This window comes from Salinicola sp. DM10, assembly GCF_017306975.2.
Classification (GTDB): domain Bacteria; phylum Pseudomonadota; class Gammaproteobacteria; order Pseudomonadales; family Halomonadaceae; genus Salinicola.
In genome coordinates this window covers 406802-431500 of the sequence record NZ_JAFLEN020000001.1, presented here as the reverse complement: position 1 = coordinate 431500, position 24699 = coordinate 406802, and the positions used below count along the sequence as shown (strand labels likewise).

Below are 24699 nucleotides of genomic sequence, written 5' to 3'. Positions count from 1 at the left end.
TGGCCGATCGTGCATCAGGGCGCGTTGAGATCGACCGCTAAGCGCGAGATCGGGCTCTGGCTCTTGATCTGGCCGCGCTCGAGCAGGAAGGCCTCGAAGTCGCGGTAGCGCTTGACGTCCAGCGCCGCCGGGCGCAGCGCAAAGCGCGGCAGGGTGGCGTTCCAGGCCGCTTTGTTGAGCGGGGTGTCCAGCGACGGGTCGTAGGCGATGAAGCGCTGCCAGCCCTCATCCGGATGATTGATGATCCAGGCGGTGGCTTCGCCGATCGCGTCCATGAAGCGGCGATAGGCGTCGCGATGCTGATTCAGGGTGTCGCGGTTGGCGACGAAGATCAGCTCGTCGTAAGTGGGAACGCCTTCCTCCTCGATATAGAACGGTTTGCCCTCGACGCCTTCCTGCTTCATCTGTGCCAGCTCGAAGTTGCGGAAGGCCCCGGTAACCGCGTCCACCTTCTGGCTGATCAGCGCCGGCGTCAGCGAAAAGTTGACGTTGACCATCTCGACGTCGTCCAGGGTCAGCCCGTGGTGCTCGAGCATCGCCGCCACCAGCACTTCTTCGACCCCGCCAACCGAGTAGCCGATCTTCTTGCCGGCGAGCTGGGAGAGATCGTCGATACCGCTGTCGGCGCGCACCAGCAGGGCGTTGAGCGGGGTCGCGATCAGCGTGCCGATGCGCACCACCGGCAGCCCCTGATCGACCTGTAGATGCAGCTGCGGCTGATAGCTGAGCGCCAGGTCGATGCGCCCTGCGGCGACCAGCTTGGGCGGCACGCTGGGGTCCGCCGGCGACTGGATGTCCACGTCCAGTCCGCGCTTGGCGAACAGCCCAAGCTGCTTGGCCACGAGGATCGGCGCATGCACCGGGTTGGGGTACCAGTCGAGCATCACGCTCAGCGGAATCATCTTGGGGGGCACCAACGCGTCGTCATCGGCCTGGGCGTGAAGTGGCAGCAGCGTAGCCAGCATCAGCAGGATCAGGCCGAGCAGCGCCGGGCGGCGCGGTTCGCGTGTGGCGGGGATGGTTCGAGATAGCGTGGGCATGCGCAGGTTCCCTCTGGTTGGGGTTATTGTCGATGTGTGATCGCATGGTTTCGGGGCGGGTTTCATACGTTGGCCTCCAGGCGATCGCGGTGCCAGGGCATCGCCGCACGGATCGCCGCGTCGACGCCGAAATAGAGCGCCAGCGCGAACGCCACCAGCACCACCAGGGCGGCGAACATCACGTCGATCTGCAGGCGCGCATTGGCGTTGAGCATCAGATAGCCCAGGCCCTGGCTGGCGCCGACCCACTCACCGATCACCGCGCCGATCGGTGCCGCGCTGGCGGCCATGCGCAGCCCCGAGGCGAGGGATGGCAGCGCCGCCGGCAGCTGGACCCGCAGCAGCGTCTGACGGCGTGACAGACCGAAGGTGGTGGCCAGGTCGAGCCACCCCTGCGGGGTCTGGCGCAGGCCGTCGTAGCCGGTGGAGGCGATCGGGAAATAGATGATCAGCATGGCCATCAGGATCTTGGGCCACAGCCCATAGCCGAGCCACAGCATCAGGATCGGCGCCAGCGCGAAAAGCGGTATCGCCTGGCTGATCAGCAGCAATGGCAGCAGGGTGCGCCGCAGCGGCCGAAAGCGTGCCAGTAGTAGTGCCGTGGCCAACCCCAGTAGCACGCCACCGATGAAGCCGCCCAAGATCTCGGTCGCGGTGACCAGGGCGTGATGGGCCAGCAGCGCGCGCTGATCGAGCAGCGCCCGCACCACTGCCAGCGGCGACGGCAAAATGTAGCGTGGCACGCCGGTGAGGCTGACGACCGCCTGCCAGGCGGCGAGCAGCAGCGCCAGCGCCAGTAGCGCCCGCGCCGGGGCGTGGAGTTGACGCGCCAGACTGGGCCGGACTCTCTGGATCGAAGTCGATTCAGACATGTGCCGGCTCCCGCAGCAGCGCCACCAGTTCGGCCTGATGGGCCAGCAGTTGCGGATCGTCCAGCGCCCGCGGCCGCTGGCCGGTGGGCGCCGCCAGCGGTACCGCCTGCGCCGGCTCGCCCTGCAGCACCAGCAGGCGGTCGGCGAGCCGCAGCGCCTCCAGCGGGTCATGGGTGACCATGATCACGGTGCGGGTGGCGAGCAGTTCACTGGCCAGATCGTGGAGCTCGAGCCGGGTAATCGCGTCGACCGCGGAGAAGGGCTCATCCATCAGGACCACCCCGGCATCCTCGTACAGCGTGCGCGCCAGTGCCACACGCTGGCGCTGACCGCCGGAGAGTGCCGCCGGCCAGGCATCGGCCTTGTCCGCCAGGCCCACGCGGGCCAGCAGCGCCAGTGCGCGCTCACGCGCCTCCGGGGCTGTCGGCCCCGCTCGCCGGCCGCGCCATTTGGTGCCCAGCATCACGTTGCCGATGACCCGAAGCCAAGGCACCAGCAGATCCTGCTGCGACATCCACGCCAAGCGCCCCCGCAGCGGCTGGCCGTCGCTGGTCGTGCACTCGATGTGATGGCGGTCGGGCAGGGCGAGGCCGGCGATCATGCGTAACAGCGAACTCTTGCCGCAGCCGCTGCGCCCGAGCAGGCAGGTCCAGCTGCCGGCGTCGAATTCGACGGCGAGATCGTGGAACAATGGCCGGGCGCCGAAGGTGAGCGAGGCGCGGCGAATGTCCAGCCCGGGTGGTGACATGACCACTCCCATGACGGGGCTGCAACGGCGGGGGCATCATGCGCGGGCAGGCTGGCCTTTCCTCCGCCGGTGCTAACCGGTTCAGGTTCCAGGGTTGTGCGCTGCACTCTCAGCCCGTCCGGCGGGCACCCCTATCCAGTGAGCGCCGATTGTACGCCGCCCGGAAGCCGCTGCCCACCTTCGCCCCTGATGCACCGAACTCGAGAGGAGTCGCGATCTTGCCAGATGTTCTGCCCATGGCCGACGCCGAACTCACGCGCCGGGTCTCGCTTTATGCCGGGGTGGCGCTGACGCCGCTGCCGCTGCGCTTCGCCGACAGCGCCAACTGGCTGTGGCGCAGTGAAGAGCTCTCGCCCAAGCTCTACAAGCTGGCCCGTACCGATGCCGAAAGCGATCCGTTCTGGCACGGCATGCGCGAGCTGTTCGGTGTCGATCGCTGGCGCCATGCCCATGAGCTGCCGGCGCTGGCAGGTTCGCTGCCGCAGCATCTGCCGCTGGCACCGCTGCCGTTGATCTGGCTGGGACGGCTACAGGGTGCGCCGCTATGGAGCCTGCCCTGGCGTCAGGCGCCGGCAGCGCGGATGGATGCCGCCTTTGCGGGCCAGTTGGGGCGGCAACTGCGGCGACTCCACCGTGACGCGCTGCCAGGGTGGGGGCATCCGGCGAGCGGCGTTTATGCGCTCGACGCTTGGCCGCGGGCGGCGCGAGCCTTCGTCGCCAGCCGCGGTGCGCTCGATCCCTTAGAGCTAGTCAGTCTGGACTGGCCGCGGCCGAGCCGTGCGGTCTGGAGCCTGCCCGACCTGCGTCCCGACCAGTTCCTGCTCGGCGGACTGGATGGCTACTGGGCCGATTGGGAGGCGCTGGTATGGGCACCGCTGGAGTTCGATCTGTGCTTGCTCGAGCTGATGCTCGAGAACGCGGCACAGCGTGAGGCCTTCGTCGAGGCTTACGGCGCCGAGCACTTGCCGTCGCTCGATGCCTATCGAGATGGCATGCGCGCGGTCATCCTGACCCTCGGCGTGCTGGGGCCTCTGAGCCTATCCCTGAAGGAGTTTCCCCATTGGCTCTAGGCATATGAAAAAGATAAAAAAATCGGCGTTACTCCCGGCGCAATCGGGTCGCGGCATGGCATACTGAATTTTTCTTTACGGATATCGACGATAGTCTCGTGGACTCGATCAATAGCTTGTTTCTCGTTTGCGGCGCGCTGATCGCGCTGAGCATCCTCGCCAGCCGTGTCTCCTCACGGATCGGCGTGCCGCTGCTGGTACTCTTCCTCGGGCTGGGCATGCTCGCGGGCGAGGAGGGCGTGCTCGGCCTGCAGTTCGATGACTACTCGCAAGCCTTCTTGATCGGCCACCTGGCGCTCGCCATGATCCTGCTGGACGGCGGCCTGCGCACCCGCTTCCAGACCTTCCGCGTGGGGCTCAAGCCGGCGCTGTCGCTGGCCACCATCGGTGTCTTTCTCACCAGCGGTATCGTCGGCCTGCTGGCGATGTGGCTGCTCGATCTCAGTCTTATCGAGGGGCTGCTCGTGGGGGCGATCGTCGGCTCCACCGACGCTGCGGCGGTCTTCTCGATGCTCAAGGGGCAGGGCGTCAATCTCAACGAGCGTGTCGGTGCCACCCTGGAGATCGAGTCGGGTACCAACGACCCGATGGCGATCTTTCTTACCATCACGCTGGCGGAAATGCTCACCGGTGGCGTAGGCGGGCTGAGCGACACCCTGATGCGCTTCGTGCTGCAGTTCGGCGTGGGGTTGGCGATCGGCCTCGGCGGTGGCTGGATCTCGGCCAAGATGCTGCGCTGGCTCGATCTTGCGCCGGGGCTCTACTCGCTGCTCGCCCTGGCGCTGGGGTTCTGCATTTTCGGCGCTACCAGCGCCATCGGCGGCAGTGGCTTCCTTGCGATCTATCTCACCGGGCTGATGATCGGCAATCAGCCCGGGCGTCACCTGACGCATATTTTGCCGGTCCACGACGGCCTGGCGTGGCTGAGTCAGATCGGGCTCTTCCTGGTGCTGGGTATGTTGGTCACCCCGTCCGAAATGATCGACTACGCCGTGCCCAGCGTGATCCTGGGGGTGGCGCTGATCCTGGTGGCGCGGCCGCTGGCGGTACTCGCCTCGCTGCTGCCGTTCTTCAACTTCCGCTGGCGCGAGCTGTGTTTCATCTCCTGGGTCGGGCTGCGCGGCGCGGTGCCCATCGTGCTGGCGATCTTCCCGGTGATCAGCGGCGTCGAAAACTCGGCGCTCTATTTCAACGTGGCCTTCTTCGTGGTCCTGATCTCGCTGCTGCTGCAGGGGTCGACCCTGGCGCGATTCGCCCACTGGATGCGCGTGGCACTACCCGAGAGCACCACGCCTGACCGCCGCGGCCAGCTCGGCGTGCTGCCCGAGAACGACTACGAGATGTTCGTCTACAAGGTCGAGAACGAGTCGCTCGACGACGTGCCCATTCGCCTGTTGCGGCTACCCTCGGGCACCTTGATCTCGGCCATTTTTCGCCAGCATGCCATGCTCCACCCCAAGGGCAGCACCCGGCTGCGCCTGGAAGACGTGATCTGCCTGATCGGGCGCACCGGCGATCTGCCGTCGCTCAACCGGCTGTTCAACGGTGAAGCCAAGCTCAAGCGCGAGCGCGCCTTCTTCGGCACCTTCTCGCTCGACGGCGAAGCGCTGATGCAGGACGTGGCCAACGCCTACGGTCTCACCCTCAGCCCGGGGGAGCAGGAGATGACGCTGGGCGAGTTCGTGGCGCTACGCGTCGGTGGCCATCCGGTGGTAGGCGACGACGTCGACTGGCACGGCTTCCACTGGGTGGTCAGCGAGATGGAAGGCAACCGGGTGACGCGAGTCGGTCTCAGGCTCTATCACTGACAGCCAGCCAGGCTGTCTCGGGAAACCAGGCTTTCTCGAAAACCAAGCTATTCCGGCAAGCCAGGTACACGAAGACCCAGGTGGAGATGGCCCGGGCCTGAGTGGGAGGCGCTTATTGAGAGAAGTGCTTGAAGTGCTTATTGAAGTAAGCGCTTCCTGAAAAAGGAAAGTGCTGGCGGCGGCCTACTCGACCTCGGCATCCAGCGACGGGCGGCTCAGCTGCTTGCCGGTCTCACGCTCGATCATGCCGTTCATGCGCGCCGCGCGGTGCTGGGCCTGCGACTCCTCGTCGAAATAGCCGAGGCTACCGCCGGTATCGCCGTCGAAGACTTCGTAGCAGACCTGATTGTGGCTGCCCGGCTTGAGGGTCTTTCGCACTTCGATGAAAGGCTCTGCCATGCTGGAATCCTCGCGCAAGAGATGAACGTTGAGCGTAGCTCACTCGATGCCACTGTATAGGGTGCGATTGTTAAGGGTGGCGACGTTGCGGTATGGGGAGTGGTGTCCGCGACCGCACAAGCTTGCCCTGGATCAGCCTAACGCCCACCTATGACCGTTTGGCGTCATGATCGGTGGAGGCTGGCGGGTAGCAAACCTCATGGTGCTAGTCGGGATCGAGATCCCACTGTAATCCAAACTGTAACCCGTTGACCGCCTCGTTGAGCAAGTCCTGGTCGCGATTGGCGCTGCTGGTGTCGTTCTGAATCCGTGCGCTCTGACTCTGCGGGTCCGGCCAGCCCAGCCGGCCCATGCACGCCTGGTACTCCGGCTCGCCGGCGATCTGGTGCGTCTGGCGCTCACAGGTACGGCTGTCTCTGAGGAAATTCGTCGCACTCAGGCGCGGCACCGCCGAAACACAGCCGGCCAGCAGGCAGCAGATCAGAATGAGAGGTAGCAGACGACACATGGAGGCTTCACCGGGGACTGCCCGGAAGCGTAGCACTCCTGACGCGTTTTGTTACCAGAATTCATGCTTCAAGTGCTTGTTCGTAAAGCGACTCGCCGTCGCCGCAGTGCCATGCCAGACTGCGTGGGCTACTGACTCACGCCTCGCTACGCAGCTGTGGCACCACGGAGCCCCACGATGCACCGAGACGACCTTGCCGATCTCTACCACGGCTATATCGACTGCCTGAACCGCCAAGCCTGGGACACGCTGGGGCGATTCGTCCACGAAGCCGTGACTCATAACGGCCGCCAGTTGGGGCTCGACGGCTATCGCGAGATGCTGGAGCAGGATTTCGCGGCCATCCCGGATCTGCACTTCACCATCGAGCTGCTGGTGGTCGAACCACCGCGCATCGCTGCCCGGTTGGCGTTCGACTGCACTCCGCGAGGCACCTTTCTCGGCCTGGGGGTCAATGGCCGGCGGGTTCGCTTCGCCGAGAACGTTTTCTACACCTTCCGCGATGGCAAGATCGTCAGTGTTCAATCGGTGGTCGACAAGAGCGTGATCGAAGCGCAACTGGGGTAGGGGAAAGTCATCCGTCGCAGGCACAGCCCGGTGGTCGATGGCAGGTGTAGTTCCTGCTGATGCAGCTGTTGCCACAGGCCTTGCCCTTACGACAGACCTTGCAGCAGCCTTGGGCCAGCAGTTGTCCATCGTCCGCGGTGAGTGTGGAGAACTCCGGGGCGACGGCCGGGCACTCGCCTTCAAAGGCGATCTCTTGAATGAATACTTGGGATGGCTGGGGCTCGGCACGGTTTTCTGCGGCCAAAGCCGTGGCGGCCACGACCATGCTGAGCAGCACGGTGATCATTAGCGGTTTCATGTTGCTTCCCTGCGTGTAGGTTTTATAGCGCTTCTTCTGGGCGCTATTAGAGCATTACACTGGGATTTTACGATGCCAATAGCACATTGGTCTTTTGCCGCGCCTCACGTGCTGGTCCTTGATGCGGTACGTCTCGGCGGCATCGGCTGCCCGTGTAACTCATGCTTCGCCCTATGCTGGGCAAAGGTGTTCGGCGCAGGGAGACCAGCAATTACCACTTTATCCTGAACACCAGCCAGACGGGGTTGTCGCCGACGGCGTGCTGCTGGATGACCGTGGTGGATATGTGCGGCGCTCGATTCAGGAGCCGCCGGGGTAGATCGAAGGGCTGTGATGGAGGTGGTGCAACGGTAGGCGTTGCACCCGTTGCACCCGTTGCACTTTTGGTCACTTTTTGACCAGGTTAGAAAAAACTAAGGGCCAGCTAAGTAGCTGACCCTTGAGGAAAAAGTGGCGGAGGGACAGGGATTCGAACCCTGGAAGGGCGTTAACCCTTGCCGGTTTTCAAGACCGGGATTCAATTAGCCAATTTTCTATAGGAATCAAGGCCCTATTGGTAGCGTCTATAACGGAAGCTCGTTATAGAAGGGCGGTTCTGGTGGTTTCCGATCAGCTTTCCGGCGTCGGAGGTTATAGGAAATCTCCGCCTTCCAGCTCGAGCGCGGTTACCGACAGCACCTGTTTCTGTCGGAGGTAGACCTGGGTCGTGCGCTTGTCGGAATGCTGCAAGTTCGTTGTGACGTCGATGCCTTGTCGCTCTGCATCGGTGGCGTGCTTGGCGCGGAGATCGTGCTCGGTGAAGCGCTCTCTAAGACCGCCTTCCTTCATCGCTTTGCGCATCCCCCATTGCCATCGCGTGTGGAAGGAGTCCTTGCTATAGGCGTTGCCGTTGCGATCACAGAACAGGGTGGGGCCCTGGCGCTTGTTGCTCGCTTTCACCCAGGCGACGATGCGTCGGAGCTGATCAGTCCACGGTATCACGAACTGCTTCCCCGTCTTGCTGGCACGCATGACGATACCGTCGACCTGTAGCTGGTCGATGCGCAGCGACAGGATATCGCGCTGGCGCAGGCCGGTGATGTACTTGAACATCGCGTAGTGGCGAACCCAGGGCGTCGTGTATTTCAGGAAGAGGGCGAATTCGGCGTCCGTCACGTACCGGTCTCTTGGCGCGACCTTGAGCTTCTCGACTGGCGCCGCCGGGTTATGTTCATGAACGCCCCAGCGCTGAGCGTACTTGAAGACATGCTTCAGCAGCGACAGCTCGTGGTTGGCCTGTGTTGGCGATGTCTGGCTCCGTTTGTCCAGGTAGGCATAGACGTCGTGGACAGTGATGTCGCTCGCCTCGCACTCGGCGAACACGGCGCGCAGGCGCTTGAGCTCATCGCGGTTCGACTTCTGCGTTGCCGGGCTGCGCTTCTGCGGAATCACTTCGGCTTCGTATCGGTCGAACAGCCGGCCCATCCCGGCGCGCGGGAATAGCCGGCCCTCCCATTCGGAGAAAGCCACCCTGGCTTCGTCTTCGGTAACTCCGAGCTTGATCCATGTCTTGCCGACCAGGGAGGCCTGGCGCTGGTTGCATTTGAAGCGCCAGGCGCCGTCCTTCCAATAGACCCGGGGGATTCCGATCTTGCTCACGAAGCCTTCCTATCCAATGCCTCTAGGTTGGGTTTCTTCCGATCGCTGGATGTCTGCGCCTCGGCGCCGCAGAACACCTCTTCGACGTGACGACGGCCGACCAGCGTCTCGCCGGCGGCGTTTACCTTCCAGCGGATGCCCATGGTGTCGAGTGCCTCGCGCTGCTCTTTGCCACGCTTACGGCCGGTCAGCTCAACGAGTTCCTCGGGCGCGAGGAAGAGTGCAGGCATGATGTCCTCCTTTCTCGCGACCTGACAGGGCCGCGCAGTTATAGAAAAGCCGGCGTGGCGCCGGCTGTTGGTGAGCTATGGAGTAGGGCGGGTGGAGTCAGTCGGCGATGGCCTGGCGGATGTTCTTGACCTGCCACTCCAGATCACGGGCGTGGTGCTGAAGGCGCTCGATCTCTTCCTCTTGGCGGACCATTGCGATGACCAGGGCGGCCTTCTCGCGCTCCAGCTCGTCGTTGCGCTCTGCCAACTGCCAATAGGCTTCGGTGTCGTCCATTGCGGTTCCTGTTGATGCTGTGCCGGCCGTCACCGGCGTCTGTTGAAGCGCCTCTACCATCACGGCGTCTCGTTGGAGGCGCTGGGATTGGCTTCACCGCCCAACCACTCGATAAGCTGTTCGGTAAAGGTCGCGAGCGCCTGGGACATGAGCGCGAAATCGGTCTCCAGCGCTATCACGGGATCGTCCCCGTCATCCGCCTGACTGGCCTCGTCAAGCAGGGCGTCATCGAACTGCAGCGACTTCAGCGCCAGGTCGTCGTGCAGCACGGCGCGCAGCAGGCCCTCGCTGCCGATGCTGAGCTTGCTGGCCTGGCGGCCGCCTTCTAGCAGCGTCTGGATCTCCTCGCTGTCGAGGTCGACCTGGCGCGCACCCAGCACGCCGTCATCCTCTGCGGCGCGCAGTTCCGTGCGATCGCCCAGAAGCAGGCTGGCGGGTCGGCTGCTGGCGTCGCTGAGCCACTGGGTCATACCACGCGACGGCGGCGTGCGGGTCGCCAGCGGGGTGACCTTGAGCGAGCCCAGGGTCTGGCGCAGCAGATCCAGCACCTCTTCCGCGCGCTTGCGGCTGGAGGTGTTGATGCCGATCAGCTGGCGGCGGGTGTCCCACCACAGCTCGACGCGCTGGGTGCGGGTGAAGGCCTGCGGCAGCAGCTCCTCGATCACCTGCTCCTTGAGCAGCAGGCGCTCGCGCCGTGGCAGTGGCTGGCCCTCTGCCTGCTCACGCGCCTCGGCGCGCTCTGCGACCTCTTCATTGACTACCGACGCGGGCATCAGTCGCTCCTGGCGCAGCATCGACAGCAGCCGGTGGCCCTGGATCTCGTGCACGCGCCGCTCGCTACCCCGGCCGCCCGGGGCGGTCCAGCCGACCCGGTGTACCTCGCGCGGCGAGACGGGGCGAAACGAAAATTCGGCCATAGCGGTTTCGAGAGCATCGAGTTCGATGACGCCAGCCCCGTGCACGCGGTAGGAATTCAGATGCTTGAAATACATTAAAAATACTCCCTTAGTATATTACTACGTTCGTAAGCTTTCTGTAATAATGTGGGTCTAGGGCAAAATCTTGATTCGGGGGTGGGGTGATATGGCTCTAAAAATGGAGTATGCGTGGTTCAACTCTGAATGGGAGTATGACCGTAAAAACATTGGTGAGTTGAGAGCGCACCACCAGCTTATTACAGTGGAGGAGTTTGGGGCAGATATGGAAGGATGTGTTTTTTGCCCTCTCTGCTTTACTCCGCTTTCACGCTCTCCTAGAGACAAGTCTTTTTTTAGCAATGGGCGATCGGCACACTTTAAACATCTGCCTTCTTATGAGGTCTCTTGTCCAAATAGATCAGTCAGATCTCAAGGTCTGAAGTTTGATACTGAAGAAGATGCACGCCGAGCAATTGAAAACGATCAGCTTGCTGTGATTCATGGTTTCTTGCAAGAAAGGCCAGAAGCTAGAGACGAGGCTAAAGGCAGCTACGATCAAAGTGCTGTAGAGGATGAGGATGGCCCTGTTTCACCTTATCCTATATCGAGGTATAGAGGACAGAATTTTCACTTGCCCAGCAAGTTTACGTCCGTAAGAGGCATTTGCCGTGGGTTTGATAGAAACTATGAGAAATACTTCATTTTGCCTGAGCGCATCTATCCTCAACGCCTGAGAGAGATTATAAAGCCAGTCCTCTCACTGAACGAAACAAATGCGACTCCATCCCTTTACTACGGTAGGGTTGAGAATGTCAGTAGTTTTTACAAAGGTCCTGGTTATACTCGTATGGTTCAGCTTCGATATTCTTCTGACGGAGAGTTTGCTGATTTTTTCTTTAAGCAATCCAACTCGAGCTGTGAAGAGCATGGTGTAAATGCCAGTGCCATTGGTAGAGTTATTATTATGTATGGGTCCATTAAAATTAGCGGCGTTGGGCTTTGCATACAGCATGTTGCCTGGGGAGAGTTTGCGCTTCTTCCTCAACAATACGAATATCTACTGGACTAGCTACTACCGCTTGTTTGAGACAAATCGCGGGCGTTTCTCTGGGACTCGGGGGTTTGGTCCAAGCTGATATTGTTGACATGAGAGCTAAGGATGTCATCGCGCTCAGGAGACGGAGACGCTCTTCCTTCTTGGCATCCATTGACCTCCTCAGGCAAACAGCCGGCGATCTGCATCCATCGGGTAGTCGGGGTTGTAGTAGCACCAGAGCGAGCCGCGCCGGTGCGGGAAGTGGTAGCCGTCGCAGCGGCAGACCTGCTGGCGCCAGGGCTTGGCGTCGGCCCACTTGTCGATGCGCAGCGTGTTGCCCCGGCGGCAGTTGCGGCACCGCGGCCCGCGCACGTATTCGTCGGGATGCATGGGTTTCGTCTGGCGCGCGCCACACACCCGGCAGCGGCAATGCCGCCGGGTCGGCAGGTAGATCGGCATGGCTGACTCCGATGGTGCAGCACCACGGCTATGGCTCGGGGCCTTAGCGCTAGCTGTTGTGCTGGCGGTCGTTTAAGCTGCTTTGGAGTTGTTACAGACTGGAGGGCGATATGCGCAAAAATCTATCCCTTTTTGAGCTTCGTCTATTTTGGATATCTCTTCTTATACCTCTTGCAGCCTCGCTTTTAATGGCGGGATACATTGGTTCAACGTCGACGCTATACTATTCAGCCGGTTTCGAGTGGATAAATGAAATGGCAAGCGTGTTTAGAGTCCCGTTGGCTATTGCAGCTCTGATGTTTCCGGCCGTAGCTCTTGTGGCTTCTGCTCACCGCTCAGAACAGACGAAGCGACAGATAACAGCCATGGAGGCAAACAATACCTTTTCCAACTTTTACAAGCACAAAGAAGAATTTGGCAAGCTATGCCGATCTCTTGAACGAGAGTTTCAACTTGCTCCCATCGAAGACGGCATACTATACGGAAAAATATTTGAGCATAACTCCCCGGAGAGTTTGAGCTATAGAATGCCTTATAGTTCAATGAGCGAAATCAACCCGGTTTGGGGGGCGTTTGATGCAATCTCTAAGATTCAGGATTTGACACGTGAGAGTTGCATCGACGTTTCGAAACTAGAAGAGGCTGTATTGGATCTTGTAATTGCTTCTAAGCGTCTCTCTTTTATTCCGCTTAGTTCAAAGGTCATGATACAGCCTTATAAGAGAGTCTCTCTTCGAGTCGCCATATTTTTTGACCCAGATAAGCCGTATTTGCATGTGGATAAGCTGGAGCGTTTCTTGATACACTTGGACTCCTTCGCGAGTTTTGGTCAAGCCCCATATGGCACTCATCACATGAAAAAAGAAACCTATAAAGCCATGGCAGAGGCTGTTATAAGACTCATGTGATCTTTTCTTGTGTGGTGCTGGCAAGGGCATGTGTTTAGTAAAAATGGCATTTGGATGATTTCTTTTGCTTGTTGGTTCTCGTGTTTTGCAACTAGTTTTGTACTGGTTCCAATGGGGCGCCTGCTCAATTTAGGTCAATTGCCATCCACCAAAAGAAGTAAAGGTCTGCCAAGCAGGTCGGCAACAGCCTTTTAAGTGGTCTAAATTCAAAGCTTCAAGGCGAGCGCAATCAATACATGGGGTGAATAATGGACGAGTCGGCTAGCGAACATCTATATCGAGCGGTAGTCATGACTACCGTATCTAGATTCAAAGCTTCAGAGCGGTTAAAACTTCACGGTGAATTAGGCATGTGGAGCATTTCTTCCTTGTCATTTGCCCTGATTGTATCATCCGTGATGACTTTGGGTGTTCCCGGGACAGATGATGCTTTAGTAAAGCTCCAGATAATTTTCTCTTTCTTGGCGCTCATTCTCTCTATTTCATCTAGCGGCTATAGATTTGGAATGCGCTCAGAGAGGATGCACGATTGTGCAATAGAATTGAATGCATTAGCGCGGCTGATGGAAAGGGTTTTGCACCAAGGTGATTATTGCGAGATCGAAAAACTTCGTGAAAGATACGATGCTATTCTTCGTTCATATGAAAACCATAATTTAAACGATTATCATCGCGCCAAATATCAGCGGTTCAAAAAGCTCTATGAGCTTAAGTCTTACTGGTTTTGGTTGTATTGGTTTGAATATCAGGCAAAATTCATTCACTACTACTTTATTATAGTGGCGTCTTTAGGTTGGGTTGTTTTTTTCGCCTTTTCTTAAAATGCACATCAACAGCTCACGGCCCGGTAACTAGAAGCACAGTAGCTCGTTGATTCTTACCGATGCGCTGGAACACATCGGTGCCATTTGCTAGACGAAGCTCCACCCGCTTACACGGGCGGTAGCTGTCGTGGGGTTTGTAGGTTGCCATGTCACGCCTCGCTCACCTGACGCAGCTCGGCGATCCGCCCCTTGTACGCCTCATTCACGACGCCCCGGTCACGCTCGGGGATGTGCTGAGCCAGGTCCGTTGCCGCTTTGAGCGCTTCCGGCGTGGAGGCATGCTTGATCTGCTCGCAGACATAGGCGCATGTGATGGGCTCGCCTGATTCAGTGGCCGGTGTCTCCGTCTGTGCCTCGTAGGTCTGGCGAGCCTGCTGCCGCTCGCGGCGCCCGCGCAGCTTGTCGCCGACCTTGCTCGCCGTGGCGCCGCCGGTGGCCTGGCGGGGCTGCTGGTCGTCGGCCCGCTCTGGCGTGACGTCTCGCTCTTCCTCAACCATCCGAATGCCTTTCAGTTCTGGCGTGAACGTGTCACGCAGGGCGAAGGCCCGGGCCCGCATCTGCATCATGCGTTTCGGGTATTGCTGCCAGGGCCCTTGCTTGCCGATCAGCCCAGCGTCCTTCGCATCCTGGGCTCCGAAGGTGTAATGGGCGACGTTGCCATTCGGCCGCCGGCGCACGGTGCAGTGAGCGACGGCCTGGGCGCCTTCACCTTCGATCCACTCTGCGAAGTCGGCCTCGCTCCACGCCGGCGCAGCACGGCAGATGGCGAGCATCATGTCGCCCCAGATGGTGGGGCGGCCGTTGATCACTGCGATGTTCTGGATAGCCTGCAGCGGGCTGGTGATGCCCAGCTCGACGCCGGTCTGCCAGGCGATCATCACGTTGCCCGGCTTGCCCTTGTAGTCCTTAGGCGCCAGATCGCTCTGCGCGATCATGTCCGACATGCGCCACACGTCATCGAAGGTGCGCGGCGTCATGGCCTGCATGAACTGGTCGCGGACGCTCTGTGGGGCCAGGTCGGCCTCGGTGGTGGCCGGCGCGTTGATCGGTTGCTCTTTCTGGGCGACTTGGGTGTCGATGGTCATGCGGCTTCTCCCTGATCGTTGTTGTCGAGCTGCTCGCGCTCGGCCTTGTTGAGCTTGGCCACGCGGCAGTCGATGTAGCTGCTCGGCTTCACCTCATAGCCCGCGCGCTCGACTTTCTTGCGCCGGTAGCAGGAGCCATCTGCGAAGGCGGCGACCGCGGCATTGCCCATGGCTTCGAGGATGTGGGCCCGGGCGACGCGCGCGGTGGTCTCTAGGTCTTTGATCTTGGCCTTGGCGTCTTCCTCGACCTGGCGCCAATGCTGCAGGGCGTCCAGACGGATGACGCTGCCATCGGTGCCGGGGTAGAGGCGCTGGAACAGCTTCACGGCTTTCGGGTGTTCCGGGTCGATCGCCGGCAGCTCGCCGCGCTGGATCGTCTCCCACAGCTCGGCCTCGAGCTCGATGATGTCGGCGATCAGTGCTTCGTCCCGGGCGATCGGATACCAGCGGGTTTCCCAGCCGGCGATGGTTACGACCAGAAACCCCCACTCGTAGCCGGTGACGGCGAGCTGGTGCTGGACCTGGACGAAGTAGTCTTCGGGAATCTCTCCGCTGGTGCACAGGCCGCCGGTCGTCTGGACGTTGTCCGGCTTGCCCCAGCCGTAGGCGAACTCGACGTTCTTGAGTTCCGCGACGCCCGGGCCGCTGACGGTGCGTCCCAGCAGGAGCTCCAGCCAGGCCGACTGGGCTTCGGTGACGCCGACAATGCGGCGATCGATGTTGGCCAGCATCCAGGGGTGGTCGGGGTGCGCCTGCATGGCGTGACACTGCTGGACGTTAAAGCCAGTCGCCTCGGCGAACCGCCCGGCGGTCACCGGCTCCATGACATGACCCATGGCCATCTTCATGCGGCGCCGGTAGTTGGCGTCGCCGTCTTCCTGGGCGAAGCCGAGCTTTCGCTCGGCAATCTCGAATGGCGTGCGGTGCTCGCTGATACCGATCGCTGCCGCGGCTTCACTGGCGCCAATGCCGTCGCCGCGCAGCGCTAACCAGACGTCTTCGCTCATATCTCGGGTCGAGACGCGGCCGTTTGCCAGCAGCGCGTCGCGTGCTTCTTCGATGGTGATCATGTGACTCTCCGATGGGTGTCCAGCGCGCCGGCGGACTGGATTAGGCCGCCTTGGCGCGGCGCTCGAGATATCGGGTGACCATGTCGTCGACGACACGGTTGCAGTGCTGCTGTAGCTGCCGCGCCGCGGCGTCCCGCTCAGTTGGCGATGCCGCCGTGCGCAGTGTCCGCACCAGTTGCCAGAACCGCTCGTCCTCGGCGCCCAGCAGCTCTTCGACGGTCTCTTGGTCGCAGCGGCTGTCGTAGTCTTGGCCGGCGTCGAGCAGTGCCAGGGCGTTGTTGTGCTCACTCCAGAACCGCTCTTCGTCGGCAGCTCGGCGGCTTTCGGCACGCTCGTGGCGGGCCAAGTCGATTTCGACGGTACTCATGAAACCCTCCAGAGTTCGATGCGGGGCTCATTGCCGGCGCGTTTCTGCGTCAGCCGGCGGCGGAATCGCGCGAGCCGTGATTCGGGCGCGCGCTCGGACAGGCCCAGCCGTTGCCGGGCTACTTTTGCGGTATTGGTCATGGCTGGACCTCAAGAAGAAAAAAGCCCGGCAGATGGCCGGGCAAGCAGGGGACCGATCCGATGAGGATCGGCGTTGCGACTCGCTGAAGCGTCACGCCGATCATCACAGGCTGGAAAAAGGGCGGCCGGGTGGCGGCCGCCAAGGGGGCGGAGATGCAGAGGCATCGATGAGCGCTCCCGCCGGCGGGGCGGTGCGACAAGAGCGCTCATCGATGCCGCCTGATACGCTCAGGCGGCGTCGTCGTTGAGGGAGCTGATATAGGCCATCTCTTCTTCATAGCTGGCGTCGTGTAGCACCACGCGGCCATGTGGGTCGCGGACGATGCGGATGAGCCGGCCGCCGCCGCGGCGCCGGAATCGATCGACGGTGTATCCAAGCCGCTCCCAGTGCCAATTCGGGCTGTTAAATGGAGTTGCCATAATTTCTTCCTGTTGTTGATATTGGCTAGAGTTAGATTTCCCAGTAATTTGGAAGGGCGGAATTTCCCGCGCATCTATTGGGAGAAGTCCCGATGGCTAGAAACGAAAAAACCTCAAGCAAGGCTGCGACTGCTGCGTCTAAGACCCTGCGAGACCCGAAAGCCTCAAAGGCTGCGAAGTCCGCGGCGGCCTCCGCTCTCACTCAGGCGCCAGACAAGAAAAAGCGGTAAAGCTTCGGCCCAGCTCGAGTTTGTTGATCTCGAGTATCGACCGGCGGGGCACAGTGATGTGTCCCGCCACCTGTGTAGCCCCATCGCCCGCTGGCTGGCTTACGTGCGGTGCCAGACACACGAAGTCGTCGCTGATTGCCATTACCGTGCCCACGCTTTTTACACGGGTGTAGCCGGGATTCAGCTCTTCCCGGAATTCCCAGCCAGCCGGGCAGCCAAACGTGTCAATCCAGATAACCTGCACCAGACTCTCGGTTAGTTCGTCTGCTTTATTTGCCATGCCTTTCTCCCTCTGTTCTGTATCCCGAAGCAGCCTCAGCGAAGCCGCTTGGGGATGCGCCCTGAATCCAGGGCGATCCGTTGTGACACGACCCGGCATCGCTTTCTGCCGTGGGGAGCCATCCCCGTCACGCCATGGCCCTCGGTCGCATGGCGTCCGCTTGGTCGGTCGTGCCCCCGCGCCTGCTGTTGCACTTCGAGCCTCTGCTGGAGGCGGCGCGAGCCCCATTGGTCCCATGGGGTGGAGATCCTGAGCTGTTAAAGAGCGTGGCCTGGTAGGGCCGAGCGACCTGTTTGCGCCGCCGTGTTAGCAAAGTTAGCGTATAGCTAAACATTCAGTCAATAGCTCGGAGCTAACATTTTTTGTTAGCGCAAAGAAAAAGCCCGCCAATGGCGGGCTGATGGCCGGTAGTGAAGATTCTATGCGAAAAAATGCGATCATTGCGGATCGGCAGATTACAGGCGAAGAAAACCCGCCAGGCGGCGAGTTTCCGGTAGTCGTGGGCTGTGCTAGCTCAGGCCGAAGGCACTAGCCTGGCGCTCGATCTCACTCATAGGCGGCTTACCTCCTTAACCCACATCATCGCCGCCGCGCAGAAAGTCGCTCGGAATCGTCCAGAACGCTTAATCTTCCATTTCGAACGTGCGGTAGGTATTAGTGGTGTAGTCGTATACCTCGACTTCTGCGCCACGGATGGTGCTCTCTATCCGTTCGACTTTAACATCGTGATACTGGCCGGTACGCAAGTCGTAGATTTCAATGAATTTTCCTCCGCACACAAGATGGCCTTGTTGTATCTCTACGCCCGAAGCTGTCTTCCAGTCGAAGCCATCCCAGGCCATGGCTGGTATTGCGATCGCCCAGGCGACTGCTGCCGCAGCGATGATGAGTTTTTTCATGCGCCTCCCGTTAGTCGAAATTCTCCCACCAAAAAACTCGCCCAATGATCCTCGGAGCGTCGGGACCGCGCATTGGGTTGATCTCTGCCGGGTATTCGTCGCTGTTGTCGCTGACGATTCGCAGCGCACCGTTGGGCAGGCGGTAGAGGCGCTTGATGCGTAGTAGGCCGCCGTGATCTAGCGCATATATCTTGCCGTCGATGACATGACGGCACCCTTTGTCGATCGCGATCGGGCTGCCGTTCATGATCGTCGTTTCCATAGAAGTGCCGTTCGCCGTAGCGCATGCTGCGTTGTGTGGCTGCACGCCTGCTCGCGCCAGACGAGACAGGCTGAACCTCATCTTGTGGCCACCGTTCTCGACAACCTGGGTGCGACCATCGCCGGCCGAGAACTCGACTTCCCGGTACATCGGTAGCTCGACTTCATCGTAAGAGAGAGGGCGACCGTCCTCGACAATCTCCGTATCGACGAACTTAATCTCATCTTCCGCGGACTTGCCCGGGCGAAGGCTGATGATATTCGAAGCTGCGGGGTTAGCATCTTTCCTCTCATGGATGTGATCCATCCACCCGGGCGGCAATCCCTCTGCGGCCTCGATCTTCCGCGCCAGACGGTCACCAAGGTTCCTCACGGCATTGGCTGACGTGATCTGACTCAACGTTGAGCCAGACGTGTCCCAGCGCTCAGCGCACGCCGCGCGAGTTCTGCCGCGCATGAGCCCCAGCAGATTGGCCTTTCTGATTTCGTAGATGTCCATGGCACACAGATTGCCCATGTTTAGCACCGCGATAAATACTCCCCATGCTAACCTTTGGTTGCGTTAAAGTTAGCCTAAAGCTAACATTTGGCGGAGCAAGGAGGACTACTCATGTCTCGACAACTGCAGGATTGGTTGAAGCGCACAACAGCCGAAGAGCGGGAGACGCTGGCCGCCAATGCCGGCACGTCGGTCGGCTACATCTGGCAGCTGGCAGGTGGTCATCGGAAGGCGTCTTTGGGAATGGCCAAGCGCCTGCAAGAGGCCTCCTTCGGTGAGCTCACCATCCAGGGCCTTCGCCCTGACATTTTCGGCGACCAGAAGGCCGCCTAACCCCTTACGCCGTCCGTGAGGCCCGCGTGTCACCGCAATCGACAGAAGGACCACGTCAATGCATTCACGCTTCATCGAAGACCGGCGCTGCAAGGCCGAGGGCGAGCACCTCGACAACCCGGTGAAGACCCGTCTCACCGATGAGGAGTTCGACCGCCTCGAACGCCATGCCGAAAAACGCCACGGCGGTGTGCTGTCGCACACCATCCGCGAATTCGTGCTGCTCGGCATGGACATGGCGGAGAAGCGCCAGGCCGCGCTCGTCGACATTCTCGACACCGGCCAGAACTGGGATGACCTCCAGCGCGACATCACGCAAGCGCTGATGGCTCAGATCGTCGACCAACGCATGACCGAGCGGCTCGCCGCCAGGGTAGTGCAACAGCAAACGGCCTGAGAGGGCCGGGGAGTAGCCCATGACTCTCGCAGACATTCGCGGGGCGCTGGGAATGATGAGCCCGGAAGGGCGCATGGAGCTCGAACGTGAGGCCGCGCAGCGTGGCGTCAGCGTCGAGAACCACTTCATCGACAGCTACCTGGACCAGACCGGTGAGGTTGGCCGGCAGCTTTACTCGCTGCAGGCGGATTCGAAGCGGCCGCGGTTACGGGTAGTCGAGCAGTAGGGATGCCTGGCCGGGGCTTGTGAGATCAGAGGACGTGATAGAGGACGAGGATCAGCGTTGCTACCGCTGAAATCGTCTTGGCCACGTCGAGCTTGATCTCGATGTTTAGGCGCTTTTTCACGGCGAACCCCGTGGATCAGCGACCGGACCGGCCAGGTCATGGAAGACCTGGACTTGCATAGCGCCTTGCCAGGCGCTCGCTGATATCGCGCTAGCAACGAGGGATCAGCGAGCAGCTTCGCTATCCGTGACAACCAGGGTTCGCGGCCCTGGCAGTTCCGAGAGTGTGCGAAGTCCTTGGGGTAGGGAAGACAGAAACGAAAAAGCCCCGGCGGTGGTGGGGACCATGTGCCGGGGCTCTCGCGAGATCTTGAGGACGAATATGACACACGCAGCGACAGTAATCCAGTTTCCCGACCGTCGAGATGACGGACAGCCAGGCCCTGATAGGCCGGCGAGGAGCCCCCAGGTGGAAGACGGCTACACCCGGATCGCCAACGAGCTATTGGAGCTGGTCATGGCCGCCCCGTTCACGCTGCGCGAGATGCGTGTCGTGCTGGCCGTGATCCGCTTCACCTACGGCTGGAATCGCAAACAGGCGCGCGTCACCGGCGGCATTCTGGCCGAGCTGACGGGTATGCCGGCCACGAAGGCAAGCCAAACACTGGCCGCCTTGGTCGCCAAGAACGTGATCCACCGCCACGGCGGAAGCCGTGCCGCTGTCTCGCTCAACAAGCGCGCCGACGAGTGGCAGGTGGCCGAGACCAGCCGGAAAACACCGCCCCCGCGCCAGGCCAAAGCGCCCGAGAGTTACCAAACTGGCGACCCCGATCCAAAACGGTATGACTCTTACCAAAACGGTAAATCTGAGTCTTACCAAAATGGTAACGCTTCTAAAGACATGAAAGACAAACCCCCTCTCCCTTCGGTCGAGGGGGAAGGGCAGCCGCCCGAAAAACCCGCCAAGCCGCCGGCTCGAAAATCTCAACCGGCACTCGATCTCACGGCGCTGCCCAGCAGCGTGTCCCGCGAAGCCATCGAGGGATTCATCGACCACCGCCGGGCGCTCAAAAAACCCCTGACCCAGCGAGCACTGGTGCTCAACGTCAACGAGGCAATCCGCGCCGCCGAACGCATACCTGACCTGACACCCGACCAGGCGCTGGACGAAACCGTCCTGGCCGGCTGGCAGGGCGTCAAAGCGGACTGGCTCGAACGCCGGCTTGCCCAGCAGCAGCGCCAGGGCGGCCCGATGAACGCCGCCGAGCGGCTTCACGCCCAGAACCAGGAAGCGATCCGCCGCGCCGTGGAGGCCCGGGCCAGTGCCGGCCCCATCGATGACCTGCTCGACCAGGGAGGGCACTGGTGATGATGGATACCGACTTCGAGCGCTTCGCCGCGGTCTGGAGCCAGGCCCAGGAGATCTACAACCGCAGCGTAACGCCCGGGACGATCGAGCTGGTGTTCCGTGCGCTGCAGCAGCTCGACCTGGACGAAGTGCAGCGGGCGCTGACCCTGCACATCCAGAGCCCGGACACCGGCCAGTTCCCGCCCAAGCCCGGCGACGTGATCAAGTTCGCCCGCGGCGACAGCCAGAGCCGGACGCTGCAGGCCTGGGCCAAGGTCGAGCGGGCTATCCGCAGCGTCGGCCACTACCGCGATGTGGCCTTCGACGACCCGCTGATCCACTCCGCCTTGGAGCGCATGGGCGGCTGGACCTCGGTCGCAACCGCCGACACCGAGAAGGACCTGGTGTGGCTGCGCCAGCGTTTCGAGGCCCAGTACCGGACCTACGCCATTCATCCCCCGGAGACCTGGCCGCGCTTCCTGCCCGGGGCGGCGACCCAGCAGAACGCCCTGATCGGTAACCACACCCGCGGCCAGTTGCCCGGGCGCGACATGGCGCTGATCGGGGATAGCGCCCGCGCCACTCGCGTTATCGAGTGCGGCCGCGACATCAAGTCCAACGGCACCGACGTGAAGCGCCTGAGCAATGACGCGCTGTCGGGCCTGATCGCCAACATGTCCAGCAATCGAGGTGCCGCATGACCCAGAAACTCGACCTGCAGATGCTCACGCTCCGGTGTCTCGAGCGCCACGCCGAGCCGGTGAACGTCCACCAGATTGCCGCGGAGACCATAATGCGCGCCGGCTGGCACCCGGAGACGCGAGAGATCCTCGCAGCGATCGACGGGCTACGGGAGAAGGGCTATCCGGTGGCGGATGACGACAGCGGCACGGATCGTAGGTACTGGCTGAACGAAACGCTGGGAGGCGACGCGGCATGAACTCGATCGACAACCGCTGGCACACCGCCGAGCTGGATTTCCTGGTCGAGCACTATCCGCTGCCCGGCTGGACGGTTCGCGAGATACAGCTCGCGCTGCCCGGCCGGCGCCGCACGCTCTCGGCGATCAAGCGCAAGGCATCGTATCTGCAACTCTCCCGGCTGCGCCGTGACGCCCTTGCGGTGATCCATGATCGGATGGTCGAGGACATCTACGACATGTGCGTCTTGGACTACACGGTGGCCCGCATGGCCGCGGAGCTGACCAGCCAGTACCGGATGCCGGTGGGCGAGGACCTGGTAGGGCGCCTGATGCGGGAACGGCTCAACGCTTGCACGTATCGCTGCTGGCTCCAGCGCTCGCCGGAGCGGCTGGTACGCGGGCAGGTGAGAGGCTGGGAGACCACCAGGAGGGCTGCATGACGCCACAGACAGAGCTGGGCGCCCGGATGTGGGAGAGAGCCGATACCGATGGACTGCCGGCCGATCATGAGCTGCGCCAGCGCGCGCAGCAGTTCGAGACCGCGGCGGCCGGCTTCTTCGCCGATGAGCAGACAGTCAGCGTCCGACAGTTCGCCGGCGCTTGGGCCCGGGCGCGCCGGGCATGGTGCGAGCACACAGGGGAGACGCTGGTATGAGCAACGCCAAACGCAACAGCAAGCGCCAGCCCGTCTACCTGCGCGCCATGCAGATGATCGACCCGCGCACCGGGGCGGTGGTCTCCGCGCTGGTGCCGGCGAGCGGGACCGACCAGCAGGTCATCCGGGAGCGCGGCGTCACGATCGGCAATGTGCTGCGTGCCGACCTCACCCAGCCGCGCAACCAGCAGTTCCACCGGCTGGCTCACGCGATCGGCGGGCTCTGCGTCGAGCACATCGATGCCTTCGAAGGGCTGGGCCAGCACGACGCCCTGAAAAAGCTCCAGCGGGAGTCCGGCGTCGAATGCGATATCAGCTACATCGAGATTCCTGGTGGTGGCGCGCTCGAGCACCGGCAGCCGCGGTCTATGGCCTTCGACAGCATGGACCAGGGCCAGTTTTTCCAGTTCGTCTCGGCGCTGTGCGGCTACATCGCACGGACCTACTGGCCGAGCTGCACCGCAGAGGAGGTCGAGGCGATGGCAGACGCGATGGTCAAGGAGGCTGCCTGATGCTCAAGCGCACCCGCATCGAGTCCCCGGCGATCCGCAACGCCGCCCGGGGCGAGCAGTGCACCCTGCAGATCGTCGGCGTCTGTGCCAGCCGTACCGACACCACAGTGCTTGCCCACCTGCCAGACGAGTCCCATGGGCTGTCACGCAAGTCCGACGACCTCTCTGGCTGCTATGCCTGTGCCGCATGTCACGATGTGATCGATGGGCGAGTGGCTTGGCCGCTAGGGGAGAAAGAGCACCGTGAATGGTATCTGCGTCGCGCCCAGACACGCACCTGGCGCCGGCTGGTGGAGCTCGGCGTGATCAGCATCAAAGGGGGGAAGTCGTGACGCCAATCGTGGTCTCCGTGCCGTACATCGCTAGCAGCACAAACACCCGGCAGCACTGGACTGCCAGAAAGCGCGAGGTCGACGCCTGCCACCTACTGGTACGCAATGCGGTACGCCGTGCCGGTATCGGCCGCGTCGTCGTTCCGGTGGGCCTCACGTTTCGCCCTAGACTGGGCAAGAGCGTTCGGCGCAGGGACACCAGCAGCTACAGCCTGAGCCTGAAGCACCTGGAAGACGGGCTTGTCGCCGCCGGCGTGCTGCCGGATCATCGCGGTGAGTAAGTCCGGCGTGTGATTCTGGAACCGCCCGGGGGGGGGGCGGAAGGCGGAGACTGGGAGGTGGGTTGAGATTGCAGCTGCAGAAGCAGTTCAGGTCGCTAAAGAAACTCGCCATTCTGCCGATATTGGCTGAGAACACATAAATCGGACGACGCCATGTTTCGGATACTTAGCTCTATTTTTCATTTCGTACTAGCTCTGTTTGACACTTTTAAGAAGCTTCCCGAAGATAAGCAGGAAAAGATCCTGGAGGCGGTTACTGAAGCCTTCGGCGCCATCTTTGCGGCTCTCTATCGAGTTAATAAGAAATCCGATGCTCGTCAAGATCCTCCTAAGGAGAACGTTTATGAAGCTCCATGAATTTCTTTATCCACGCAGGCTAGGTTCAGAAACCAATCTTCCCGCTGTCGCAGAGAAAAAAGCTGTCGATTTGGTTTCAGCTAAGCTGCCGGAATATAGCCAGAAGAACGAGGCGATGGAAGTCGCTGCTGCTATGGCAGGAGACAAAGAGCTGATGTGCGAACTCAGTGAGCGTTTGGGTACGCCTGAACAAGATGAGACCGAGGAAGAGTTCGTAGCTCGCGGAAAATCAGAGCTCAAAGCTCTCCTAAGGAAAAAATGGCAGGGTGTGGAGCGCGTCAAATAGCATGTAAGATGGACGACGTCGTTACGGTACGCCGTGCCGGTGGACCTGACATTCCGCCCCCAGATTGGGCAAGGGCGTCCGGCCTAGGGACACCAGTAATTACAGTTTGAGCCCGAAGTACCTGGAAGATGGGCTTGTCGCCGCCGGTGTGCTGCCGGATGACCGTGGCGAGTACGCGCGACGAGTGATCTTGGAGCCGCCGG

38 protein-coding genes and 1 riboswitch are annotated in these 24699 nt (G+C 61.4%); of the genes, 19 read left to right on the top strand and 19 right to left on the bottom strand.

Annotated features, from left to right (window positions below; translation table 11 throughout):
- Positions 1-14: 14 nt before the first annotated feature.
- From J0A90_RS02000 to J0A90_RS01990, 3 genes are all read right to left on the bottom strand, one after another.
- On the bottom strand, positions 15-1040 hold the full coding sequence (locus J0A90_RS02000) for an ABC transporter substrate-binding protein (protein WP_233076421.1): 1026 nt from the start codon (positions 1038-1040) through the stop codon (positions 15-17).
- A 62-nt stretch (positions 1041-1102) separates the two neighbouring features.
- Complete coding sequence (locus J0A90_RS01995; protein WP_207035745.1) at positions 1103-1912, bottom strand: ABC transporter permease; 810 nt, start codon at positions 1910-1912, stop codon at positions 1103-1105.
- Positions 1905-2660 carry an ABC transporter ATP-binding protein gene (locus J0A90_RS01990; RefSeq protein ID WP_207035743.1) on the bottom strand — a complete coding sequence of 252 codons (756 nt, stop codon included), beginning with the start codon at positions 2658-2660 and terminating at the stop codon, positions 1905-1907. Before J0A90_RS01990 ends, J0A90_RS01995 begins: the two co-directional genes overlap by 8 nt.
- Positions 2661-2700: 40 nt before the next feature.
- Positions 2701-2803, bottom strand: a riboswitch (TPP riboswitch).
- A gap of 75 nt (positions 2804-2878) precedes the next feature.
- On the opposite strand from J0A90_RS01990, the gene J0A90_RS01985 reads away from it, so the two are divergent.
- Both J0A90_RS01985 and J0A90_RS01980 read left to right on the top strand, forming a co-directional pair.
- Positions 2879-3730: a hypothetical protein gene (locus J0A90_RS01985; protein WP_207035741.1), complete on the top strand. Its 852-nt coding sequence runs from the start codon at positions 2879-2881 to the stop codon at positions 3728-3730.
- 98 nt (positions 3731-3828) lie between these two features.
- Positions 3829-5538 (top strand): potassium/proton antiporter, encoded by a 1710-nt coding sequence (locus tag J0A90_RS01980; RefSeq protein WP_035473314.1) that lies wholly within the window; start codon positions 3829-3831, stop codon positions 5536-5538.
- A gap of 183 nt (positions 5539-5721) precedes the next feature.
- Here J0A90_RS01980 and J0A90_RS01975 read toward each other — a convergent pair whose 3' ends face one another.
- Together J0A90_RS01975 and J0A90_RS01970 are read right to left on the bottom strand one after the other, a co-directional pair.
- Complete coding sequence (locus J0A90_RS01975) at positions 5722-5937, bottom strand: hypothetical protein (protein ID WP_035473317.1); 216 nt, start codon at positions 5935-5937, stop codon at positions 5722-5724.
- Positions 5938-6142: 205 nt separating this feature from the next.
- Positions 6143-6445, bottom strand: coding sequence for a hypothetical protein (locus tag J0A90_RS01970; RefSeq protein ID WP_207035739.1), 303 nt, complete (start codon positions 6443-6445; stop codon positions 6143-6145).
- Positions 6446-6622: 177 nt separating this feature from the next.
- Between J0A90_RS01970 and J0A90_RS01965 the strand changes: the two genes are divergently transcribed.
- Positions 6623-7012 (top strand): ester cyclase, encoded by a 390-nt coding sequence (locus J0A90_RS01965; RefSeq protein ID WP_207035737.1) that lies wholly within the window; start codon positions 6623-6625, stop codon positions 7010-7012.
- Positions 7013-7019: 7 nt separating this feature from the next.
- Here J0A90_RS01965 and J0A90_RS01960 read toward each other — a convergent pair whose 3' ends face one another.
- The 5 genes from J0A90_RS01960 to J0A90_RS01940 form a co-directional block, all read right to left on the bottom strand.
- Positions 7020-7298 carry a hypothetical protein gene (locus J0A90_RS01960; protein WP_233076419.1) on the bottom strand — a complete coding sequence of 93 codons (279 nt, stop codon included), beginning with the start codon at positions 7296-7298 and terminating at the stop codon, positions 7020-7022.
- Between the two features lie 642 nt (positions 7299-7940).
- A complete protein-coding gene (locus tag J0A90_RS01955; RefSeq protein WP_207035734.1) occupies positions 7941-8948 on the bottom strand; it encodes a tyrosine-type recombinase/integrase in 1008 nt (335 codons plus the stop codon).
- Positions 8945-9178, bottom strand: coding sequence for a DUF4224 domain-containing protein (locus J0A90_RS01950; protein ID WP_207035731.1), 234 nt, complete (start codon positions 9176-9178; stop codon positions 8945-8947). Before J0A90_RS01950 ends, J0A90_RS01955 begins: the two co-directional genes overlap by 4 nt.
- Positions 9179-9275: 97 nt before the next feature.
- Positions 9276-9452 (bottom strand): hypothetical protein, encoded by a 177-nt coding sequence (locus J0A90_RS01945; protein WP_207035729.1) that lies wholly within the window; start codon positions 9450-9452, stop codon positions 9276-9278.
- Positions 9453-9511: 59 nt separating this feature from the next.
- Entirely contained in the window at positions 9512-10444 is a 933-nt protein-coding gene (locus J0A90_RS01940; protein WP_233076417.1) for a recombination-associated protein RdgC, read from the bottom strand.
- A gap of 91 nt (positions 10445-10535) precedes the next feature.
- Between J0A90_RS01940 and J0A90_RS01935 the strand changes: the two genes are divergently transcribed.
- Positions 10536-11438 (top strand): hypothetical protein, encoded by a 903-nt coding sequence (locus J0A90_RS01935; protein WP_207035727.1) that lies wholly within the window; start codon positions 10536-10538, stop codon positions 11436-11438.
- A gap of 147 nt (positions 11439-11585) precedes the next feature.
- Here the strand turns inward: J0A90_RS01935 and J0A90_RS01930 are convergent, their stop codons facing one another.
- Positions 11586-11795 (bottom strand): hypothetical protein, encoded by a 210-nt coding sequence (locus J0A90_RS01930; RefSeq protein ID WP_207035725.1) that lies wholly within the window; start codon positions 11793-11795, stop codon positions 11586-11588.
- Between the two features lie 179 nt (positions 11796-11974).
- On the opposite strand from J0A90_RS01930, the gene J0A90_RS01925 reads away from it, so the two are divergent.
- Together J0A90_RS01925 and J0A90_RS01920 are read left to right on the top strand one after the other, a co-directional pair.
- A complete protein-coding gene (locus tag J0A90_RS01925; RefSeq protein WP_207035723.1) occupies positions 11975-12772 on the top strand; it encodes a hypothetical protein in 798 nt (265 codons plus the stop codon).
- A 248-nt stretch (positions 12773-13020) separates the two neighbouring features.
- Positions 13021-13593: an SLATT domain-containing protein gene (locus J0A90_RS01920; protein WP_255701962.1), complete on the top strand. Its 573-nt coding sequence runs from the start codon at positions 13021-13023 to the stop codon at positions 13591-13593.
- A 152-nt stretch (positions 13594-13745) separates the two neighbouring features.
- Here J0A90_RS01920 and J0A90_RS01915 read toward each other — a convergent pair whose 3' ends face one another.
- The 8 genes from J0A90_RS01915 to J0A90_RS01880 all read right to left on the bottom strand — a co-directional run bounded on the left by J0A90_RS01915 (position 13746) and on the right by J0A90_RS01880 (position 18847).
- Positions 13746-14681: a hypothetical protein gene (locus tag J0A90_RS01915; RefSeq protein WP_207035720.1), complete on the bottom strand. Its 936-nt coding sequence runs from the start codon at positions 14679-14681 to the stop codon at positions 13746-13748.
- Positions 14678-15751, bottom strand: a complete 1074-nt coding sequence (locus tag J0A90_RS01910; protein ID WP_207035717.1) for a YqaJ viral recombinase family protein — start codon at positions 15749-15751, stop codon at positions 14678-14680. The genes J0A90_RS01915 and J0A90_RS01910 overlap by 4 nt, the downstream gene beginning before the upstream one ends.
- Positions 15752-15791: 40 nt before the next feature.
- Positions 15792-16118, bottom strand: a complete 327-nt coding sequence (locus J0A90_RS01905; RefSeq protein ID WP_207035715.1) for a hypothetical protein — start codon at positions 16116-16118, stop codon at positions 15792-15794.
- Entirely contained in the window at positions 16115-16258 is a 144-nt protein-coding gene (locus J0A90_RS01900) for a hypothetical protein (protein WP_207035714.1), read from the bottom strand. The genes J0A90_RS01905 and J0A90_RS01900 overlap by 4 nt, the downstream gene beginning before the upstream one ends.
- A 228-nt stretch (positions 16259-16486) precedes the next feature.
- On the bottom strand, positions 16487-16678 hold the full coding sequence (locus J0A90_RS01895; RefSeq protein WP_207035712.1) for a hypothetical protein: 192 nt from the start codon (positions 16676-16678) through the stop codon (positions 16487-16489).
- Between the two features lie 198 nt (positions 16679-16876).
- The gene (locus J0A90_RS01890; RefSeq protein WP_207035710.1) at positions 16877-17188 is read right to left on the bottom strand and encodes a hypothetical protein; all 312 of its coding nucleotides are present in this window, start codon (positions 17186-17188) and stop codon (positions 16877-16879) included.
- Between the two features lie 623 nt (positions 17189-17811).
- Entirely contained in the window at positions 17812-18087 is a 276-nt protein-coding gene (locus tag J0A90_RS01885; protein WP_207035708.1) for a DUF5334 family protein, read from the bottom strand.
- A 10-nt stretch (positions 18088-18097) separates the two neighbouring features.
- Positions 18098-18847: a helix-turn-helix transcriptional regulator gene (locus J0A90_RS01880; protein ID WP_233076415.1), complete on the bottom strand. Its 750-nt coding sequence runs from the start codon at positions 18845-18847 to the stop codon at positions 18098-18100.
- 111 nt (positions 18848-18958) lie between these two features.
- Between J0A90_RS01880 and J0A90_RS01875 the strand changes: the two genes are divergently transcribed.
- The 13 genes from J0A90_RS01875 to J0A90_RS01815 all read left to right on the top strand — a co-directional run bounded on the left by J0A90_RS01875 (position 18959) and on the right by J0A90_RS01815 (position 24496).
- On the top strand, positions 18959-19180 hold the full coding sequence (locus J0A90_RS01875; protein ID WP_207035704.1) for a hypothetical protein: 222 nt from the start codon (positions 18959-18961) through the stop codon (positions 19178-19180).
- A gap of 58 nt (positions 19181-19238) precedes the next feature.
- Complete coding sequence (locus J0A90_RS01870) at positions 19239-19577, top strand: hypothetical protein (RefSeq protein WP_207035702.1); 339 nt, start codon at positions 19239-19241, stop codon at positions 19575-19577.
- 19 nt (positions 19578-19596) lie between these two features.
- Complete coding sequence (locus J0A90_RS01865) at positions 19597-19803, top strand: hypothetical protein (protein WP_207035700.1); 207 nt, start codon at positions 19597-19599, stop codon at positions 19801-19803.
- 469 nt (positions 19804-20272) lie between these two features.
- Entirely contained in the window at positions 20273-21172 is a 900-nt protein-coding gene (locus J0A90_RS01860) for a replication protein (protein ID WP_207035698.1), read from the top strand.
- Entirely contained in the window at positions 21172-21852 is a 681-nt protein-coding gene (locus J0A90_RS01855) for a DUF6475 domain-containing protein (RefSeq protein WP_233076413.1), read from the top strand. Before J0A90_RS01860 ends, J0A90_RS01855 begins: the two co-directional genes overlap by 1 nt.
- On the top strand, positions 21849-22091 hold the full coding sequence (locus J0A90_RS01850; RefSeq protein WP_207035694.1) for a hypothetical protein: 243 nt from the start codon (positions 21849-21851) through the stop codon (positions 22089-22091). Before J0A90_RS01855 ends, J0A90_RS01850 begins: the two co-directional genes overlap by 4 nt.
- Positions 22088-22513 carry a hypothetical protein gene (locus J0A90_RS01845; protein ID WP_207035692.1) on the top strand — a complete coding sequence of 142 codons (426 nt, stop codon included), beginning with the start codon at positions 22088-22090 and terminating at the stop codon, positions 22511-22513. Before J0A90_RS01850 ends, J0A90_RS01845 begins: the two co-directional genes overlap by 4 nt.
- Positions 22510-22728, top strand: coding sequence for a hypothetical protein (locus tag J0A90_RS01840; protein ID WP_207035689.1), 219 nt, complete (start codon positions 22510-22512; stop codon positions 22726-22728). The genes J0A90_RS01845 and J0A90_RS01840 overlap by 4 nt, the downstream gene beginning before the upstream one ends.
- Entirely contained in the window at positions 22725-23240 is a 516-nt protein-coding gene (locus J0A90_RS01835) for a hypothetical protein (RefSeq protein ID WP_207035687.1), read from the top strand. Before J0A90_RS01840 ends, J0A90_RS01835 begins: the two co-directional genes overlap by 4 nt.
- A complete protein-coding gene (locus tag J0A90_RS01830; protein ID WP_207035685.1) occupies positions 23240-23572 on the top strand; it encodes a nuclease domain-containing protein in 333 nt (110 codons plus the stop codon). Before J0A90_RS01835 ends, J0A90_RS01830 begins: the two co-directional genes overlap by 1 nt.
- Positions 23569-23853 carry a hypothetical protein gene (locus J0A90_RS01825; protein WP_233076411.1) on the top strand — a complete coding sequence of 95 codons (285 nt, stop codon included), beginning with the start codon at positions 23569-23571 and terminating at the stop codon, positions 23851-23853. Before J0A90_RS01830 ends, J0A90_RS01825 begins: the two co-directional genes overlap by 4 nt.
- 153 nt (positions 23854-24006) lie before the next feature.
- A complete protein-coding gene (locus tag J0A90_RS01820; RefSeq protein ID WP_233076409.1) occupies positions 24007-24210 on the top strand; it encodes a hypothetical protein in 204 nt (67 codons plus the stop codon).
- Entirely contained in the window at positions 24197-24496 is a 300-nt protein-coding gene (locus tag J0A90_RS01815) for a hypothetical protein (protein WP_207035684.1), read from the top strand. Before J0A90_RS01820 ends, J0A90_RS01815 begins: the two co-directional genes overlap by 14 nt.
- Positions 24497-24699 lie beyond the last annotated feature (203 nt).